Raw genomic sequence first — 21,101 nt, 5'->3', positions numbered from 1 at the left:
TTCTCTGGTTCATTCAGCCCCGTCTGTCAAGAAACGTACCATCATTGGGTCAGCACAGCTGAGTGGTGGTCGGTTTCAGCTCTGCCCGCCCCGTCCGGCGAACTAATTTTGAACGTGCAACAGGGTATATGAAAAAGAGATCCACCATGGGCGTCTTTATCCGAATCTCGACACGCTTGTTGAGAAAGGACTTGTCGAAAAAAGTCAGCGCGATCGACGAACGAACGAGTACACGACTACCCGCCGAGGCACCAGAGAGATTGAGGCACGGGCCGAATGGGAAGCGAAGTACATCGACCACAGTGTCTGACTAGCGCATCAGAGTCAATATTATCGGGTTAATCCACGTATGCATCGTCCCGGCCACGACGGCGCGTCACTTGCTGTCTACTCGCTAGTGGAATTCACTTCTAGGCGCGTACTCGGCGCTGGACATTTTCTCTGTGGTATCAGTAGTTGTCGAATCAAATATCTCAAAAATAAGCGTCGTTAAACTCGCGTTCACGACGCATCAGCTCCTCAACACCGTGCTCAAGGATGCCGCGTCCCATCGCTGTTGGCCGATAGTACGTATAGAAGCCTTGACTGTCAGCGGTCCGTCGCTGGCGCTTGTCGACGAGTCCGACATCGACCAGTTCGTCGAGATGGTAGTGGAAATTGTGTGATTGGGCATCGACCGCGGATTTGAGATCGGCAGCACTCAGTTCGTCGTTGGCGACGAGCGTGCGGAGGATCCGAAACCGTGTCGGGTGGCCAATCGCCTGTTGCATAGCAAGATACTCCGCGAGCGTCAGCCCGCTGTCTTCGGGAAGCGGCGGCTCCGGCTGGCGAACCTCCTCTGTTGGCTGGCGATCGGTTTCAGACATTTGGGGTGTCTCAGGTTGTACGTTGCAACGCCACGTACTTAGTCATTCTCGACTAGAATATTCTTGAAAACACCGATATTTATATACTACTGTTCCCAATCGACGAGTTGAATGCGGCAACGGATTATCGACAACCTCCCCCGCGCCGCCGGTGATTCAGACGCGCTCGCTCCCGTCCGACGGGAACAGTTTCTCGTCTATTTGATGGGCCCATACCGGACATTCGACGTTGACGCGCTACTCCCGGCGGACGCCGATGTCAAAACCGATGCCCCATCGTTTGCGACGTGGGACGAGACCACCGGCGAGTACGCCGAAGACGATGTCTTGCGGCTCCTGCAGGAAACGCGGGACTGCCTCCGCGATCGCGGCTTCAATGCATTTCTGGCAATCGACGTGGGGATCCCGCTCGACGAGATGAATGCCGCCACACAGAGTATCGCCCTTGCGCAGGCGAGTAATGCGACGATCTTCATCGCCCCACAGGTCGGCGACAACCTCGGTGTCGGAATCGAGGTCGGAAGCGTCCTTGAGGATCTTCTGTCGACGACGGGGATGCAGGGGCCGGCGACCGATGCGACGCCACCAACGCGTACGCGACGGGTCATGGTCGCGACCGAACCAACAGTTCGTAGTGCGATGCTTGGTGCCGTCCACGCACGCTGGGACGCCAGTGTTCGCACGTTTTCCGATGCCGCGGACTGCTGTCGGCTCTGCGCACAGTTCTGCACCCATATTCAGAACGAGGAACTCCATGGCTCGCTTGACCGTCTAGACTGATTGGAATTATAGAATACAAGGAAAATACCCACACCTTCAGGTCTGTCTCTTACCCACAACTCCTATCGCTGTAGTTTGTCGAGAAAGAGACCAAGATGCAGAGCGGTTCACGAAGCCGGCGGATTGATCTAGACGAGCCAGAACTGTGCCAGACTGATGTTTCTGGTAAGATTCAAAAGGAGTTCCAGTCTGCCGAGTTCGGTGACAAACGGCTCACTAACCGATTGATACAGGTCGGAGATCGGCTCGGCAGGGCGCGGAGGAGGAAGTCAAACAGGATCTGTAAATATCTAAGCATTTTGATAGATCCAATAAAGTAGGTGCATCAAAGTAGATTCGTGTTATTGATTGACACAAATGTCATGCCCATGTCACACAAGCATTTAATCTACCAGACTGTGATCCTTTGATCTGCCGACAAATATCTCGGCGAAGTTAGCAAGTCTTCGTCAGCAGACGCGAAGGCCGATCGGGCAACGTGCTGCAACACGTTGCCCGCGGCCCCCACGACGCGGACGTCGGCAAATGAAAATGCTACTGACAACTACGCCCGCAATTGCGGGTACGAGACTGAGAGATCATAACTCCGGCGGATCGGACAGGGAAAAATACAAAATTGACACTTTTGGCCGTGATAGGTCGCCTAGCGATAAGATAGAGAAATCAACACCAAACCAACAGTCGGGCGCAGGGGACAGCAAAGGTCCAATAACTAACCATATAGACAGTTGTAAAATAGAAGATCGTGACATCGATCCAGCAGTAACTTTGGTCAAATGTGGGGGTAGCTAATGCTACACCCATTCGACCATATCCACGACCATACATTCCCAGACTGGCTCAAAGGCCCACGCCACCATCAGCTCGGCACCCGAGAGCCAGACGCACCGCAAATTGACCAAGCCCTCGTCGATACGATCACCGAGGCCGCTGACGGCTACGCCGGCAGCCTCAACCGCGTCCGCCCGCACAAGAAGGAGGACGGGCTCAAATACGCTGAGGAACTCATCGCCGGGTTCCACAACGAGAGCGTCTCGCACTCCAAGCTCGCCCAGCGATTCAACCTCGCTGAGCAGCCCAAGAAGTTCTCCTTTGAGATGGTCCTGACCGACGAGACGGTCAAGTTCCACTGGGGGCTTCCCGACAGCATCCACCAACGGGAGTTCCGCCAGCAAGTCTCCGGGCTCTACCCCAACTCCGAGATCAAACCCGTTGACAGACCTTTCCCCGAGATCGAACCCGGCATGTACCTCGCTGGAGGGAAACTCGAACTCGAACAGCACAAGTACCGGCCACTCCGCGGGACGAGTGGGCCAGACGCCTTCGAGACGGATCCACTTCGCAGCACCCTGAGTGAACTCGTCGGCTACAGTAACGAGGTCGCGATCGTCCAATTCGTGTTCACACCCGCAGGCCCCAACTGGACTGAAGGGCACATGCCCCACGAATGGAGCGCCGACCAGATCAACGATGGGTTGACCTACGGCCGTGTCAACGGGAGTTACTGGAACCCACGGCTCGACGACCCCTCCGCGAAAGACAAGCGGGCCGCCGAGGAAGTGCTCAATCAGGAGGGCAAGCAGGCGTACTACCTCAACATCCGCTTCCTCGTGTTCGCGTCCTCACCGGATATCGCGAAACACCACGCCCACGGCATCGGGAGCGTCTTCTCCTCACAGTACCACAACGAGGAGACCGGCCAGACACTCCTGCCGCTCGCGTTCAAAGAGCAAGGCGTCAAGGAACTCGCTCGGCGGACGGCCGCCCGCGAGTTCTCCTACGACCAGACCTCGCTCAACGTCTCCGAGCTCGCCGGCCTCGCACACCTCCCCGGCGAGGAGGTGAACATGACGAACGTCGACTGGACGCGGAAAGGCGTCGGCAATCGCCCACCCGCACAGGCAAACCGCACGGCCAAACCACCCGACATGCGGGTGAACCGCGACCTGTCGGAACTCGGCGGCGAAGCCTCGGCGATGGCGTCACTCTCAGGCGGCCACACCGAGGAGACCGACACTGTCGGCACCGACGCCCCCGAAGAAGAAGACAACATCTTCATGAAGGGGCTCGGCACCCTGCTTCGCTTCTTCTTCGACGACACCACCGATAGCGACGACGGCGACGACGGGCCCACAAAAACCGTCGACATCGACTCATCCCCTGAGAAACAGGAAGCGTTCAACGAGCTGTATCGCCAATTCATCCACGGGGAACTCACCCGTGAGAAGATCAAAAGCCAATACAACGACAACGTCGCCGACAACCTCATCCGGAAGTTCCAGAACCGCCGGGCCGACGAACTCGGGATCGACCTCGACGAACTTGACGCTCGCGAGGACGTCTTCGACGCGCCGGGAGCCCGCACCACCCCTGACGAAGAGGAGACACCCGCCACGGACGTAGACGAGTCCGACACAGGATCTTCAACCAAGTCCCAAACACCGAGTGGGCCAGATACCCCACCCGAGGATGCCGAGGGCGTCACCGATCTCCCGGCCACGCCCGACGACGACCTGCCAGAGACGACCGACGACTCGACGGGCCCGCCAAGCCCGTACACACGCGGTCGCGAGAACCCTGCCCACCACCAACACTACACGTACGACCAGTCCGACACCGACGTGCAGCTTCGTCGGGAACCCGGCCTCCAGCGGTACTTCCCGTTCGAGCTCACGGCCACCGCCAGCGGGAAGGGACGGGCACAAGACGGTGATGTCTTCGCCGGCTTCGACGTTCGCGACCGGCTCGTCCACTCGCACACGCATCACCCGGACGAACCCATCTGGCTCGGCTACGACAACAACCCGATGGACGGCATCCGCGAAATCGGCCTCGAACCGTTCTCGTGGTTCCGCCACATGACGATCTTCGGGTCGACCGGGAAGGGGAAATCCACCACCCTGAACATGATGATGAACCAGATCGCCCGGAAGGACCACGGGTTCGTGTTCATCGACCCGAAGGGCGACACCGTCGACGACCTCATCACACAGCTGCCCGACGAGCGGATGGACGACATCGTGTGGATCGAACCCGGCAGCGAGACGTACGACCAAGTCGCGGGGATCAACTTCCTCGAACCGGGCGACTGTGAGACGGAAATCGAGTTCAACCGGGAAGTCGAGTCCATCATCAACGACCTCCGGGCGGTCCTGCGCGGGGGTGAGTACTGGGGACCGAAGATGGAGGGGATCACCTCCAACATCGGTCGGGCGATGATCCGGTCGCGACGCAAGTTCACGCTCGTGGACATGTACTACGTACTGGCCGACAACGAGAGCCGCGCGAAGTTCTCAAACGTGGTCAGCCAAGAGGGGATGAGCTTCATCCACGAGTACACCACGAAAATCGCAGAAATGGATGTAGAGGAGATAGACCCGGTTCTCCGGCGGATTCAGGATTGGGTAGAGGATCCTGTGAGCCGCGGTATCGTGACTCACAGGGATGGCACAATCAACCTCTCACACGCCGTCGAAGAGGGGAAGATCATCCTCGTGCGGAACACCGTCCGCTCCGATGAGATCCGGAAGGTCGTTTCGACAGGCATCATGCGCCGGGTGTGGTCAACCATTCGGAAACGCGAGAAGGTTGAGGAAGCCGACCGGGAACCCTTCTTCGCGATCATGGACGAGTTCGACGACATCGCCTCCGAGAACATGGCGCTCGACAAGATGCTCTCGAAGGCCCGCTCCGGGAAAATGGGCGTCATCACCTGTCTCCAGAACCCCTCGCAGGTGCGCGACATTGCACCTCAAACGCTCAAGCAGATGTTCGGGAATACGGACACCCTCCTCAGCTTCGGTGTGACGGAGGTGGACGACGCCCGGATTATCGCTGAGCGGTTCGACGACGACTCGATCGACTCGGGAACGCTCATGTCGCTGCCGGCGTACACGGCGCTCACGACAATCTCCACGATGGACGAGGACGGCCCGATGCGGTCGGACCCGCTTGCGCCGGACACGTTCGCACCATACCCCGCACGGCGGACGCCCGAGGAGGCCGAAGAGATCATCGGGGAGAACCTCAACGAGTACGGCGTCGACGCGCTCGAACAGAATCTCGATGAGTCTGAGCACGCGTTGATGCACCTCGGTGGGGAAAACGACCTGACGAAGTGTTTCCTCGAAGCCGTGTGGTCGAAACAGATCCGCGAGAACGCCCTCGATGCGCTGCCCGGCAACTACGAGACACTCGAGCCCGCACCCGCGCTCAACATCAATCCGCCGGAGATGCAGGACGGTGAGACGCTCACGGTCAGCGTCGAGGAAGTGAACGAAGGCTTCCACCGGCGGACGTCGACGGGCTTCGAAGAGCTCCCGGATGGCGTACTGGTCGACCGGGAGTATGTCGAGTTGGTCGATGAAGAGGTTGAAGAAGAAGCCGACAACATCCGGGGGACCGGCGGGACGCCCGCGGGGCAGGTCCGGATCAGCGACCCCGAGACGGAACTGTCGATCACCGACAAGGGCATCCGCTCGGTACTGGAGCAGGCGGACGAGGATTGGCGGCCCGAGACGGAGAAGCACAACGAGGTAATCCGCCGGGCGTTCGTGATACTGTCGGCGACCGGGATGGAGGTCACAGTTGTCCATCAGGACCACGAGACGAGCCTGCCGGACGCCGTGGCGTACCCACCGATCGATGAGAGCGTTGATACCAAGCAGGCGTCACGTCTGCTTGAGCAGTTCAAGGCCGAGTACCCGATTGCCGCAGAGCTCTCCGGTGGTGGGGCGATCACCATCGAGGCAGAGACCTCGACGTACAAGAAGCCCGCACGGACACTCGAGAACCTCGCCCGGTCAGTCAGGAATGGCCGTAAGGCGATGTTCATCACCCCCGAGATGGAGGCCAAAGACCGGACAGCACCCGCTGCCCGGGTTGACCACATCCTCTCGGACCCGATGTTCATCCGCGACCACCTCCGGATGCGCCCGAACGAGGATGCCGACGATGCGGGTGATATCACCGAGCGCGACCCGATGCCGCTGTACTACAACAAGACGGACTACCTCCAGCTGGGAACCCCGACAGACGGCCAGCGGAAGCACGCGCTCATCGAGAATGGGAAGCAGGCGGTGTGGGTTAACACCGAGGACGACACGATCACACTGTTCAACGGGATGGCCGGGGCGAAAAAGGGGACGCTCCGGATGGATGAAGGGTTCGGCTCGACGAACGCCTTCAACGCATGGTGTCGGTACGACGAGCACAACAACGAGTGGGTCGTCTATCCTGATGGTGAACCACAGCGGTACCGGACACTCGACGACCTCCGCGATGACTGGCAGCTCGTCTACGAGCCGTTCGTCCCCGAACGCGAGTTCGAGGAGATTCCGGGCGAAGATCAGTGGGAGATCATCCAGACCTCCCTCCCCGATTTCCTCTCGCCAGCAGACAAAGCGGATGACGACGCACAGACAGACGCAGACATCGATGACCCACCCGACGATAGCGAACCGGCTCCCGACGCCGACGAAGAAGTCTCTGACGACACCACCACTGACGAGGACGTAGCCGATGACGACTCGTCAGATGACCCGGCATCACAGGAACCAGAAACCTACACAAATGTCGAAGAGATTCCTGAACAAGCCGCACTCACCCGTGATGAGGAGGCAGCCGATGATGACGACCTCGACATCAGCCTGAACCGCGCCGGGTTCACACGCGAGGCAGTCCCCATCCTCGACCGGGTTCTGACAGACAAACTTCCGAACAACACCGACACCCACACCGGCGAATCCGTGACCGGTGGCGAACAGTACGCGACTATCCCCGACGAGGCGCTGGAGTCGATCATCCCCGAGAAGTACATGTCGGTCTACCGGGCGATGGCTGCCCTCGACATCGGGGAGAACGCCCGTGACCCGGTCGGCATCCACGACGACGACTCCTCGGGTGAGGGCGAGACACCGGCCACGGACGAGGCCGAGACGCCTGACGGGGAGCCCGACCCAGACGTGGATACGACCGTGGATGAAGACGACCCGTTCGGCGTCGACGACGACAGCGCCGGGCCGGTCGGCATCCTCGAAGAAGATGACGAGGGCGACGAAGAGACGAGCCCGATCGACGCCGTGACGTTCACTTACGCAGCCGCCATGACCAACTTGAGCACCTACTACATCGCCAATAGCGACACCGTTGACGAGGATAGTTCCCCGAGTGATATCGACATCGACTACGACGCAGTCACCGACCGCTTCGGCGCGAAAGATCCCACCGACGCCGCCTTCTGGCAGGAGGTGTGGGACTCCGCAAACGTGAACCAGACCGAGGCCATCTTCCGGGACAACCTTCCCGGTGCGCTCCGGTATGGACCCGGCATCCGTGGCACGCAAGCCGCTGACGCGATCCGGATCGGGCTCGCCGAAGAAGAGCTCGTGCCCGCCGGTGACGACGCCGTCCGCCTGCCCGGCCCCCGTGACGCCTACGAGGACTACCTCACCGAAGAGGAAGTCGCAGAGATGCAACGTCGGGACAGTTGGGTGCCCGTGTGGGATGCGCTCGGTCGCGACCACGACGAGGGGCTGACCGTCCCGCGGATCATCCTCGCAATCCCGCTCGAGTACGACTTCGAAGAGCCGATGGCGCAAGCCGCAATCGGTGCGGGCGTCGACGCCGGCGTCATCAAGGAAGAGGGGAAGAAAATCGTGCTCGGCGATCAGACGATCCCGACCTTCTGGGACGCCGTCCTCGACGTGCTTGAAGCCACGCCGCATGAGCCGCTCACAGAAGCCGAAGTGACGATTGCACTCCGGCGGCACCACGGGCTCGATACCGAGAAAATCTCCGAGACAACTGAGGCGGCTCGCAACCACGGCGCGGTGTACCGTGACGACGAGACGGACCACTTCAAGATCAACACGCCACGGGACGAGAAAGGCCCCGAGATCGACCCCGTGGCCTTCGACCGGGATACGTACCCGCCGACCGACGATGATGAGTCGGACCCCGACTCTGACTCCGACGACGACTCTGGTGGCGACGACTCCGACGACGACCCGGACGGTGGTGACACACCAACCGGGACAACTGACGAGAAAACCTCTGAGCAAACCGGAGAGAATACTGATCAGCAAACCTCTGAGCAAACCGGAGAGAATACTGACGACCACGCCGACACCGACGAGGGGGGAGAGACACCCGCCACGGACGACGGCGAGGAGGCATCCCCCACGCCCACGGACGCGGACGCAGAGAGCGACGAGCCAGACACGGCCAGCACGAGCGAGGACAGCTCGCCGGACACCCAGACGACCAACTCCCCGTCTGAAAGCGGGGATGGCTCAGCGGCGCGCACAGGCGCACACAGCGAGGCCGGAGACACAGACGACACAGACACCACGCCCGACGCCGAGACCGACACTGGGAGCGACGACGACGGCGAGACGGACACCGCTCCCGACACCACCGAGACAGAGTCGGGCTCAGACGACACAGACGGCGCACAGAGCGACGCCGACGAGACGCGGCGTGTGGGACAGACCGCAGCGGGCGAGCCGCGTGCGGAGCCCAACAGCACGCTCGTCGACGCCGACCCGGAAGACCTCCGCTTGAGCCCCACGCCGGATCTTGGCGCGGTCCAAGCCTGCCTCGAAGAGGCGGCCCGCTTCTTCCACAGCCAGCTGGACACGACGATCGACCAGAACGCCACGTGGAACGACGAGCAGGCGTTCGAGGCGGGCTACCGGAAGCCCGAGACGCCGCGGGAATACTTCACCGCGCTCGACGAGCCTGACCCCGCGTACCCCGTCGAACAAGATCCCGAGGCGGCCGACGCGATGCCGCCGAACGAGGACGCCCAGACCTCGGGCATTCAGTCCACCGAGGACGCCGCCGACAACACCGGCGAGCCCGAAGACTTCGCGGCCGCCGACCAACCGTACCAGTTCCTCGGGGCCAATCACCGCGGGTGGAACGACGAGCTCGTCGCCGACAAGCAGCTCGGGTGGGCTCCCGCCTTCGGGAAGGACCTCTTCTTCCACCTCGAAAGCGAGGGGTTCAGTCACCACACGATGCTTGCCACGGGGCTGTTCACCAAGCCCACCGACGCCTACGGCGAGAACGAAGAGGGCGAGGGGTACGTCGACTACACCACACTCGACGATCCCGACAACCCGAACGACCTCTCGTGTCTCTTCCGGGGGCGGTACATCTTCCCGTACTACGACGAGGACGGCAAGGTGGCGTTCTTCATCGGGCGGCAGCCGGACTTCGACACCGAATACGGCACGCATCCCGAGGACTTCACGAAGGGGAAGTACGCCAAGCTCGCGACGACGAAAAACTACACCATCGTCGACGAGCCGATCTACGGGCGTGAGACCATCGTCGAGGGCGAACCCCTCGCGATTACCGAGGGGATGGCCGACGCGATCACCGCCCATGCCCACGGGATTCCGTGCATCTCGCCGGTGACGAAGACGTTCAAGATGAAACACCGCGACGTGCTCGCCGACATCGTCAAACGCCGGGAGATCCCCGACGTGTACTTCCTGCAGGATTCGGACCCGCCAAAGCGGGTGGTACTGGCCGAAGAGGATCGCGACCACGACGAGCGCCGGTGTGAACGCGATATGGCGCTCCGTGAGTTGTTCTGCACGGGAGAGTTCCCCGGCGACGAGATGTTCACGCGGAAGCTCGTGGTTGAGGCCGCTCGCGACGGGACACTGCAGGACAAACTCGACGATCAGGACCTCCGTGTTGCGCCGCCCGCCGACGCCGACGTCGACGCCGAGGAACAGACGCCGGTGACAGCAGAGGAAGTGCCCGTTCACCTGTTGGAGACAGACGGCGAGTTCCGGGCGACGGGCCCCATCAGCGAAGTCATCGAACTCCACCAACACGGACCCGGTGTTGACAGCGCGGTCAACATGGGCCGCGTACTCGACACCCACACGCCCTCGCCGGACGACACCTTCACGGGGAGTGTCCGGGCCTCGGCCGAGGTGTACCGTGAGGAAGTCCTGAACGGAGACGCCGACCCCGTCGAGGACAACGACGAGCTCTGGGAGACCGTCGCGGCCCGCCTTGGAGCCATCGACGTGGACACCGAGACAGATGCGGCCACAGAGAGCGCCGATGAGGACGGTCAGGCGTCGCTTGTGCCCGACGACGAGCCCGAGTACACGGACTACGGTGGAACCAACGTGTGGCTCATAGAGCTCCCGCAGTTCGGCGATGAGAAACGCGACCTCGACGACTTCCTCCAAGAGGGCTGGCTCGCACTCACGCCGCCCGCCGACTGGGCGCTGCGCCTGTCGCTGGGGAACACGCCTGTCCCGCCTGACGACGTGACAGCGAACCTCGATCCGGCCCCGGCATGGATGCAGGCACTCGCCGATCGGGCCGACCCAGTGGGCGAGTACCCCACCGGGATGGCCCCCGATTCACTCGGGTTCCCGACCGCCAATGACCTCCCCCAAACGGTGGGGACGATCACCGTCGATGGGAGCGCCGCAGACCTCCCGATTTACGACCCGTATATCATCCCGTCTGACCCCGACGCAGACCGGGATGAAATTGCGGCGACTCACCGGTGGCCAGTAAGCGATCTCGACACGCTTCGCTCGGCGGGGAAGATGGCCCAGCCGATGCCCCAATCACCCGACGTATACCCACCCCTCTCACTGTTCGGATTCATCCCCACAATCCACCCGTCCCAGCACCCCGCTGCGACCGGGAGTATCGGGGGGCTTGAGAGTAACCCTGAAAGCCAGATGGATGTCGACCCACAGGAGATCAAAGCCCGGGTCGAGAAGGGTGACTATCGCGAGCTCACAGGGAGCCATAATCCCCTCTGGACACTCGACCTGCGCGACCTTGGACTCACGCCCGGCTCTCGTGGAAACAACCCCTTCGGACACTTCGGTGATTCGGAGAATTACTTCGTCGTGATCAGCGACGAACAGGCCTACTGCCACAAGCGGAATGCGGTCTACAACTTCCAGCATTTCGCACTCTGTGACATGGGGAAGCGCGACCCCAAATATTCGGCAAGTGGTCAGAATCTCGATGATTTGGAATACCTCCATCTCTGGACCTACGCTCGCCAGAACAACCTCATCCCAGAGCACACACCCATCCCCCTCAAGGGGCTTGTTGGCTACGCGATCGAGCATGATTTTTGCGAAGCCGACGACCTCGAACAATTCGACGGTTCGAAGGAAGATTCCGAGGGTGATGACGACGAATCGGACGGTGATTCCGGCGGGAGTAACACGGCAGGCAAACGCGCCCTGAAACTGCCGGATGATGTCTACTTCCCAGTTCTCAAAGACATCGAGGAGACGACAGGATACACGCCCGCGCGGCTCGCCGATAGCAACCGGTCGGGTGGAGACGACGGCGACGAGTCGAGTGAGCCAGCGGACGCGCCCGAGGTTGACACAGCGTCGATCGCACTCGACACAATGATGGACCGGTACGGAACCCTCGTCACAGACGATGGCTTCCCACATCCGATGGTCCAGTTCGCAAACATCCTCCTCGAGATCGAAGACGACCTCGATCAAGCTCGGAAAGACGACGGGGCCACCCCCGTCTCTGACCTCCGGAGTGCGTACAACGCATGGGCGCAGATCAACACCCACAAGTTGGTTAAGGAAACTGATGTAACGGCAGATGAGTTGGACCTGTCGACGTACGGTGTTGGCGGATTCGCGAGTAAGTTCCGCGCCGAACTCGGCATCAGTCCGACGTCGAAGAAGGTGTCTCTCGACGGGCGTGGTCGCGCCAAATGCTGGCTCGGATTGGAGCTCACTGACCCCGGCAAGAAGCTGGTCGACCTCGAAGATAAGTTCCCGATCGAAGAGTAGTTAGCCGCCACCGCGCCCACTCGTTTTCACTATTCGCTACTCACTTCACACCGATAGCTATCAGATTTTGTATACAGTTTTGGCCCGACAATGAGTGCCACTTCTCCCGCCCGAGCCACTGTCCAATACACCATTGGCGACCAGTTTGTGCTACCGAGAGCAACCACTAATCTTCCATCAATTCCCCACCCAGACCGTCACCTGAGTCGGCCCGATCTCCAGAGATAGCACAGCCGATTCTCCAGCTGGACGTGCCCCTGATCACACCCGATTTTCAGCGCCGAAATACCCTCCAACACCCCCTCCGACACCCCTCCGACACCCCGACGCCGTCATGCGATTGTCCGAGGGGGTACTCCACGGTCTTCGAACCGACTATTTCACCCGATTTCCGGGAATTCTCAAAATCAGTCAAATTTCACCGATATACACGTGGAATATGGGAGATCAGGAAATCCTGAAAATAACTAGACGGGGGCGGATGTCTTAGGGGGTCTAGAAATCATCGGCCACCCCTCGGACACCCCTCTGACAATCGCATGAAGGCACGGGCTTCAGACAATCCAAACACACCGACTTTTGACTTTCTTTCGTATATAACAATCACAATCTCGATACGTCGATGCTTTAGAGTGAAAATAACTAGACGGGGGTGGGAGAAGGCGATATTTCGGCGAAAAAATCGGCTGATTAGCACCCCCCTCCGACACCCCGACGCCGTCATGCGATTGTCGGAGGGGTGATCGGCCAATACCGAGTCACCCCCAATATGACTGGCTCGCATACCTGAGATGGGCACAGATGGCCGTTCCAGCCCAATTACCAAACCGGACTTAATTTCACGGTTTCAGAAACCCCCCGATTTTGACAGCGGCGTCTGCGATATACCCGGTAATACCCCCTGTGGGTGGGGTGGTTCAGGCCAGAAGGCCAAGAGTAAGAAGAGTGATACAGCAAGCTGCACCGATCACCCCAGTAGTCCCCTGAAGGGGACTGGGTATCTGGAGACAGAGGAAGGAGGGAGAGAAAGGGGGAGAGGGACAGCAGAATCAGCATGGACCTCACACGGCATCCAGCCTCACTCACCACTCCCAACCAGACGGCGGTCAGTATCCACGACCGCCTCAAACCACATCCGTTTGCCCACGATATCTCTCAGATTACTGAGGCACAGCCCATCCCGAACTTCCCGAGGGTCAGTCGGACCCAACAGGACGGGGACACCCACGACTCCGATCGGCGACAGCGAGACCACACAGGACACCTCCAGCTGGCCGGCGGCCACACACCACTCGGCACTCTCTCCCCCGGCGGGATGACGACGTCGACGACGACACGACACCACTCCCGTTCACCTCACTCAGACGGCGACACCTCGATCCATCTCCCCGTCGATTCACGACTCCACGACCAGTATCACTTTTCGGAGATATCCACCGGTAGTCGGCCTCAGTATTCAGACGCCATTCGGCTGGCAGACACCACCGGACCAGACGCCGTGGGGGACGGCTGCACCACTCGGCGAGACCTCACCTCCGACGTCGGCGACCGACTCCAAACGACGACGGCGTCACTCCCGACGAGATACCGATCGCCACTCGTCGACGCCGACCGGCTTCTCTCACCAACAGGGTATCGCCCTGCGTCTCAGTGACGGTCGTCACCACGACGATCAGCACCACAGTCGCGACGACACTACGCCGCTTCGAACTGGATACCCGAGAGGCTGCTACTGGACAACTGGATCCACAACGAGGGAAACCCCTCACGAAACTGACTATCGCCACGCCGGCGACGGCGACCCCCCAGACGGCTGGGTCACAGCCACGGCCATCGGCCACTGCATGACGGCCAGCCAGACGGCGACCGACCGGTGACGGTTCCACCCCGATCTCGACTCGGCAGTCGACCCACCTCGAGGACGGGTGTCCCCTCGACGATTTGCATCGTCTCCGTCCGGCAGCAGCTGCCCCTTGGCGACAGCAACCGCCCAGCTCCTCAGACGGAAACCTCTCAGTCTCCTGATGGACCTACGGCTGTCCACGAGCCACCCCTCTCACGAGGGGGCCTCGCTCTGTCTCAACACGGTGAGACGGACCGCCACCTCAACCCGACGAGGCATCGGCAGGCCCCACCCGAACGGTAGCATTATTGCTGGCTGCCAGAGACGAGGTCTTCAAGACAATGAACGCATTCATCGCACTGCTCGTGTTCGGCATCGGCGTGGTCTTCAGCATCGTCCTCGCAATCGCCTTCCTCTTCGCCATCATCGCCAACGCCAACACGGCTGACGCATCGGACGGCTGCGACTACTGCAACAGCGATGACGCCACCCGCCTCGGCGGTGGTGAGGTCGCCTGTTCGAAGTGCCGTCGAAGGAACCTCTGACCGACCCCCAGAACGGACCCAGAACGGCTGGTCGTCCGCCTCTTTTTTTGCGCCACCAAGCCACCACAACACAGACGTAGTGCAGATACACCAAATCCACCACTGAATCCACCAGTTCACGACGGTCAAATCCCGGCGGCTAACGACACCAGATCACCCCCCGATCTCGACACCACAACAACACCTCCTTTCGACCTCCATCTCACCACTCGTCTCACGCCACAGTTCGACTCCCGATCGACGTCGACGAACCACTCCCGACTCCGTCTCTCTCTCCGTTAGTACATAGTACTAACGTGGCGACCAGCGGCACCGATCGAGACCACAGCCGAACTCCCCAATCGGGCCGACGAACGAGATCAACATTATACCCCTCACCCGGAGGTGAGGGTTACCCGAGGGGTGACCCGAGAGACAACTATGAGTAGCAACACTCGCAGCTTCGACAGCAGCATCGACATCGACACCACCACCGACTTTCAGACGGACTGCATCCGACGGACGTGTCACAACCAGCCGCTCCCGGCGATGACCCACCAGCTCACCGAGGTCGACCTCCTCGACCAGAACGGCACCCGGGCGGAGTACGTCTGCTCGTGCGGGGCCGAGTTCTTCGTCGACTGGGAGGACGGCGAGATCGTCGCCACCGAGGAGGTCGCCTGATGGCACATCCCCGTCTCGACACCGAGCAACTGTCTCCGGACTTCGACGAGGACGACGAGGACGACGACGACGGCGGTCGCCTCGACGGCTTCCTCGACCGCTTCGACTTCGAGGCGACCCACTGGCAGGCCGTTCGGCAACTGCTCCTCCCGACGCCCACCTTCGTGACGCTCGTCGTCTACGGCTTCTGCTGGTTCTCCGGCGTGACGATGGCAGCGTTTCTCGGCTACGTCCTCCACCCCGTGTTCAACACGGTAGCGATGGCCGGCTTCGTGTTGATGTACCCGGTCGGCTTCCTCGGTCTCGTCGTCGTCATCGCGGTGAAGGCGATCCAGTAAGACCAGCCGGCCGGCCTCTTTTTTTGCGCTTGGACGACAGCCCAACACGAGGGTAGTGCAGAGAACAACGACCGACGATTCTGCAGGGAATCCCGGTGATGACGATCCGTGGGGCTGGTGGAGGTAGTGGGGTACGACTCTTCCCTATTGACGACTCTCTTCCCCCTACTACGATACTCTCCCCTACTGCTACTACTATGCTCGACTCTTCTTCTCCACTCGACACTCTCTCTACGGCTTCCACTTCTCTACTCTTCCGTTCTACACGCTCTACTTGCTACTTACGGCGGAAACGTGGTGTGTCTACACATCTCGTGTTCCCCGGTGTTGTTTACAGCGGCACTCCGGGGGTCCGGTGTCTCCCCTACTACGGGTGACTTCCTCCACTGGGTGTCCCCTACTACGGCTATCTCCTACGGTGTCCCCCGTGGGACGATCGTCTCTCTGGGTGTCCCCCTAGGGACGGGTGTTCGACTTGGGGGTGGGACGGCTGGTGGGACTGTGGCTACGAGGGACAGCATGGACAGCACGGCTCGGAGCGGCATAGACCGGCTACGGTCGCTTGACCGCTCGAACACCACCTCTCCGGATGACCGGCCTGCCAGCGTCGGAAACATTATCGCCTCCATCCGGAGACGAGGGTTTCCCCAGAGGGGGCGGCCTGACCAACAGCTATGACCGAAACACTTCGCGGTTCGACGCCTCAGTCCGAGTTCACACTGACAACCACACTCGACGACGACGAGCAGGAATGCGCCTGCGAGGAGTGTCACGACGACGTCGAAGGCGCAAACGAGAACGACACTGTATCGGGTGATGATAGACCGGACAAATAGGTACCCAGTCGCTCCCGACCGACTACGATATCTCCAAGCACGTTCCAACTGGCCATTACGACTGTCCACGAGGAGCACGCTGCGTACTACGAGAATCAGGCGAAACCATAAGCGAACACATATGTCCCCGGCTGCCGCAGCGTGGCTATGTCTCTCTCGGTGAAATGTTACCGGTGTGGAGAACACTACGACGACGATGCTCGGGTCAGATGCGCTTGTGGGGAGCCGCTCTGGATCGATTCGGATCCAACGACGTTCTCGTGGGACGACTGTCGAGACCGGGGTGGAATGTGGCGGTACGAGGCGTTGTTGCCGATTGATCAGCCCGAGGGCGTTGCACAGGCCGCAGGTGGCACGCCCCTCGTCAGAAGTCCCGGGCTCGACGACGCCGCGGGCGCTCGCGTGTTCGTCAAAGACGAAGCCGAGAACCCGACCGGTGCGTACAAGGACCGCGGAAGCGCGGTAGCCGTTCCTCACGCGGTCGCAACTAATGATGACGTCGTCGGCACGGTCTCGTACGGGAACATGGCGATCAGCACTGCCGCCCACGCGACGAGCCTCGGCCGGGAGTGCGTTGTGTTCGTCCCGGAGGGAACTTCGTCGGTGCGGCTAGAGCTCATCGCTCAGTACGAGCCGACCATCGTGCAGGTTGCCGGCAACTACGCAAAGCTGTATGCAGATGCACTTGACCTGTCCGAGCGGCTCCCGATCGACGTGCTCGTGAGCGACGCGCCAACCCGAATCAGCGGATACAAAACGGCACTGTTCGAGATCTGCGAGGAATTCGCCCCGGCGGTGCCCGACGTGATCGCGCTGCCGGCGAGTTCCGGCGGGTTCGCCTCTGGAGTGTGGCTCGGGATCCGCGAGCTAGAGCGCGCGGGAGTGATCGAGGAGCCACCGCGCCTGTGTCTCGTCCAAACCGCGACCGCCGACCCGCTAACGCGAGCGTTTGAGGCTGGCGCAATGGATCCGACGCCTTTGTCACCCGGCGAGATCGGCGATACGATCGCTCACTCGATCGGCAATCCGGACCCGCCGAGCGGCGCTCGCGCACTCACCGCGGTTCGCGACACCAACGGCACCGTCGTCTCCGTAACCGATGACGAGATACGGACCGCACAGCGTCGGTTCGCCGTCGACGGCGGGTTCTGCGTCGAGCCGGCGTCCGCGACGACACTCGCAGGTGTGTCCCGTCTCGCTGATCGCGGCGTCATTACTGCTGATGAGTCCGTCGTCCTCGTACCGACCGGGACGGGGTTCAAGGAGATCGGAACCAAGGAGACGGCAGTCGCGGCCGAGACGATCCATAGGGACGTCCTTCGGGACCGGCTCGAAACGCTGCTTGCCCGATAGCGCTCGCGGTTGAGATCGAGGGTGAAAAATTCAGTCAAAAGCGACTCTGTCGCTTTGTTGAATACTCTGGGCCAGATACAAACGACATACCGTGTGCACATACAGCACAGATCGACTGCTAATCCGGAAGAGCTGTGGCTGGTTAGCGAGATACAATTAATGACCGCCCGAGACAGCGTGGAGACCGACGATACCGATGACAATTACCCCGATAAATGATATTCGAGCGAGGGAAGCCGGCTCATCAAACAGAATAATCCCAAGTGTGGCTGTCCCAACAGCCCCGACACCTGTCCAGACAGCATATGCTGTCCCGATGGGGAGATCCTTGACGGCCTGAGCCAGCAGTACCATACTAATAATAAGGGCGACGATAGTGCCGACTGTTGGCACTGGCTTCGAGAGCCCGTCTGAGTATTCGAGTCCGATCGCCCAGCCGATCTCAAACAGGCCTGCAAGTATGAGGATATACCACGACATCACATTTTCACCTACCTATCCGATCTGTCTATAGCTTCTGCTACCCTCTCGAACGGAGACCGATTTCTCCCTGCGACGAGTAGTAGGGTGTACGAACTGTTCTATGACATCCCCACATTTTCTCGAGCAGGGGATGAACTCGCCACGGACCTTATACCACAATTAACACTGGTTGGGATCGTATTGTCACGTGACGTCACCGAGTGTATCCTGACCCGAGTTGCGGCCTGTGTCAGAGAGGTATAATTACTAAGCTTGGGATTGGGGGCGTTTTCAGTCTCTGTCAGTATCGGGCATCAAGTTAGTCGAGTATGATCTAGACATCAACACTCTCGTCGACGACGACTGTTTGGCGACGCGATCTCGATATAGCTTTGGACCGATTCCCACACGTTTACATATAGTGATAATAATTGATAGGTGCTGACAGAGACACACGGCCCACCACCGGGTTTTGTGGTCGTCTGTCAGGTGTGCTCTCTCCCCCCGAGACGCGCATGCCTGTTCGCCTCGGCCTGCCTCGACCACGCGTGTGTCTGCTGTCAGCGTTTTCCGGTAGAGACTCTTGCTCGACGAGACCAAAGCATGAAAATGAACAGCTGACTGTCTCGTTGTCTCCACCTCCCCCACCCCTCGTTCCGAGTGTAAGGCGGCAGATCTGTAGGTGTCTGATCAGTGCCGGCTACAGCCCCGCAGCAACCATTATCCGAACGTATCAGTGGTAACAGTGGCGTTTCTGGCGATTAGGGTCGCCGAAAGACACTTCGGCTTACTAGACCGCTGAAAGTGCAGTACGGTAGCATACAATACACACCATGATAAAGATATGGAATCGAGGGAGGGGGTTTGAGAGTTGGGGCCGGCAACGGTATCCGAGATACACTCGGAACGAGGGGGGTGAGAGACAATTGAACCAGATTATCGGCGTCAGACACAATGAGATACAGTCGGAACAAGGGGTGGGTGGGGAGTCCCTAACCACCATGTTGGATACAGTCGGAACGAGGGGGGAGGAACCACGTTCCAACTGTATCGTACCCCACCATAGAACCGCTGAGAGCGACATTTGCAACAGGATACAGTCGGAACGGGGATAGATATATATCGGTGGCATTGATAGCAATATCCATGTCTGGTGACGAGCGTGGTGATCCCGCTGACGGCGGGCGGGATCCGACGGGTGGCGATCCACTGTTCGCCGAAGCTGGCGTGCTCAACCGAACGGAACTGATCCGACGCCCCGAACTACTCGAAATCTCAACGGTCCCGGGAAGTGACCGAATCGCCGGCCGCACCGAACAGATCCAGTACGTAGCTAGTAACATTGGACCGCTCGTGACCAATTCGGAGCCGACCTCGGTGATGATCTACGGGAAAACTGGCACGGGGAAATCACTCGTGAGTAAACACACGTCTCGCCGTGTTGTCCGTGAAGCGGAATCACGTGGTACAGACGTGGAAATGGTATACGTCGACTGCGCGCAGCATAACACAGAGGCACAGGCTACATCGAAAATCGCCCGCGAAGTGAACAAACTTGCCGGCGAACCCGAGTCGATTCCGATCACCGGACTCGGACCATCTCACTACTACTCATACATCTGGTCACTACTGGAAGATCACTACGACGGCGGGATCGTCATTCTCGACGAGATTGATCAACTCCAACCGACCGAAGACGCCAATACGCTTCTGATGCAGTTATCTCGAGCCGGAGAAAGCGAAAAGACAGAAGCCTACATCGGTGTCATCGGCATCTCGAACAAGGTCGAATGGGGAGACGAGTTGAACTCTCGTGTCTTGTCGTCACTCGGTAACGAGGAAACGGTGTTTCCGCCGTACGATGCCGACCAACTCCAAAACATCCTCTCTGCCCGTGAAGACGCGTTTCACGACGGCGTCCTCGCCTCAGAAATTATCCCGCGGACGGCAGCACTCGCCGCGCGTGAACATGGCGACGCCCGCAAAGCTGTCCGTATCCTGAAGAACGCGGGGAAGCTCGCTGAACAGGAAGGTGCCGAACAGGTGCAAGAACACCACGTCAACGAGGCACAAATGAAAGCCGAAGTCGATCGACTCCGCGAACTCCTCGCGACCGACACACCCCACGCCCGGTACGTACTCTTAGCGCTCGCGGAACTGACACAGAATACTGACGAGACGGAATTTCGGACTACCCGTATCTACGACGCCTACGTCGAAGTATGCAAGCAAGAGGCCGCCGACCACCTCAAGATCGACCGCGTTCGAGACTTACTTCGAGAACACGCTTTCAACGACACCGTCGAATCGACGCTCGAAAGCGGCGGTCGGGCTGGCGGGACGTACAAGCAGCACCGACTCCTCAAAGACCCGGCCGTCGTCAAAGAGTCGGTCATGCGCGAAATGTAACTAGTCATCAACGCAAATATCAAATAATCATCGTCCATCGAGATCAAGCATCCGGTGGCAAAGCGGATCGCTAGCAGACTCGCTCCGATCACGCATTCACCAGAAATCAAGGTGGATGCCCCGTCCTCAAGGAGCGAACGAAGTGATGCGAGTAGGGCGGGGAGGAAACCGACATGGCTACAA

The 21,101-nt window shown here is 60.1% G+C and carries 11 protein-coding genes and 2 pseudogenes; 11 read left to right on the top strand and 2 right to left on the bottom strand.

Translation table 11 applies throughout. From position 1 onward, the window contains the following. Positions 1-127: 127 nt before the first annotated feature. Positions 128-310 (top strand): annotated as a pseudogene (locus NO887_RS17080) (helix-turn-helix transcriptional regulator); the annotation flags it as partial. 163 nt (positions 311-473) lie between these two features. On the opposite strand, the gene NO887_RS17075 reads toward NO887_RS17080, so the two are convergent. Next, positions 474-866, bottom strand: coding sequence for a winged helix-turn-helix domain-containing protein (locus tag NO887_RS17075; RefSeq protein ID WP_256419385.1), 393 nt, complete (start codon positions 864-866; stop codon positions 474-476). Between the two features lie 111 nt (positions 867-977). Here NO887_RS17075 and NO887_RS17070 point away from each other — a divergent pair, with 111 nt between their 5' ends. The 9 genes and pseudogenes from NO887_RS17070 to NO887_RS17030 all read left to right on the top strand — a co-directional run bounded on the left by NO887_RS17070 (position 978) and on the right by NO887_RS17030 (position 18,047). Then, positions 978-1,646 carry a DUF7509 family protein gene (locus NO887_RS17070; protein ID WP_256419384.1) on the top strand — a complete coding sequence of 223 codons (669 nt, stop codon included), beginning with the start codon at positions 978-980 and terminating at the stop codon, positions 1,644-1,646. A gap of 95 nt (positions 1,647-1,741) precedes the next feature. Then, positions 1,742-1,897, top strand: a pseudogene (locus tag NO887_RS17065) (IS4/Tn5 family transposase DNA-binding protein); the annotation flags it as partial. Between the two features lie 540 nt (positions 1,898-2,437). Beyond that, positions 2,438-12,469 carry a DUF8128 domain-containing protein gene (locus NO887_RS17060; RefSeq protein WP_256419383.1) on the top strand — a complete coding sequence of 3,344 codons (10,032 nt, stop codon included), beginning with the start codon at positions 2,438-2,440 and terminating at the stop codon, positions 12,467-12,469. Between the two features lie 1,054 nt (positions 12,470-13,523). Continuing rightward, positions 13,524-14,123, top strand: coding sequence for a hypothetical protein (locus tag NO887_RS17055; RefSeq protein WP_256419382.1), 600 nt, complete (start codon positions 13,524-13,526; stop codon positions 14,121-14,123). Between the two features lie 530 nt (positions 14,124-14,653). Further along, positions 14,654-14,857, top strand: coding sequence for a hypothetical protein (locus NO887_RS17050; RefSeq protein WP_256419381.1), 204 nt, complete (start codon positions 14,654-14,656; stop codon positions 14,855-14,857). A gap of 420 nt (positions 14,858-15,277) precedes the next feature. Next, positions 15,278-15,520, top strand: a complete 243-nt coding sequence (locus tag NO887_RS17045) for a hypothetical protein (protein WP_256419380.1) — start codon at positions 15,278-15,280, stop codon at positions 15,518-15,520. Continuing rightward, positions 15,520-15,858, top strand: a complete 339-nt coding sequence (locus NO887_RS17040; protein ID WP_256419379.1) for a hypothetical protein — start codon at positions 15,520-15,522, stop codon at positions 15,856-15,858. The genes NO887_RS17045 and NO887_RS17040 overlap by 1 nt, the downstream gene beginning before the upstream one ends. Positions 15,859-16,532: 674 nt before the next feature. Further along, positions 16,533-16,694 (top strand): hypothetical protein, encoded by a 162-nt coding sequence (locus NO887_RS17035; protein ID WP_256419378.1) that lies wholly within the window; start codon positions 16,533-16,535, stop codon positions 16,692-16,694. Positions 16,695-16,841: 147 nt separating this feature from the next. After that, positions 16,842-18,047, top strand: coding sequence for a threonine synthase (locus NO887_RS17030; protein WP_345780164.1), 1,206 nt, complete (start codon positions 16,842-16,844; stop codon positions 18,045-18,047). A 156-nt stretch (positions 18,048-18,203) separates the two neighbouring features. Here the strand turns inward: NO887_RS17030 and sugE are convergent, their stop codons facing one another. Next, a complete protein-coding gene (sugE, locus tag NO887_RS17025) occupies positions 18,204-18,527 on the bottom strand; it encodes a quaternary ammonium compound efflux SMR transporter SugE (protein ID WP_256419377.1) in 324 nt (107 codons plus the stop codon). Positions 18,528-19,655: 1,128 nt separating this feature from the next. Here sugE and NO887_RS17020 point away from each other — a divergent pair. Further along, positions 19,656-20,918 (top strand): orc1/cdc6 family replication initiation protein, encoded by a 1,263-nt coding sequence (locus NO887_RS17020; protein ID WP_256419376.1) that lies wholly within the window; start codon positions 19,656-19,658, stop codon positions 20,916-20,918. The last annotated feature ends 183 nt before the right edge of the window (positions 20,919-21,101 follow it).

It is taken from the genome of Halorubrum laminariae (assembly GCF_024494655.1).
GTDB lineage: Archaea > Halobacteriota > Halobacteria > Halobacteriales > Haloferacaceae > Halorubrum > Halorubrum laminariae.
The sequence above is the reverse complement of the archived record's forward strand: the minus strand, read 5'-3'. Positions and strand labels throughout refer to the sequence as shown.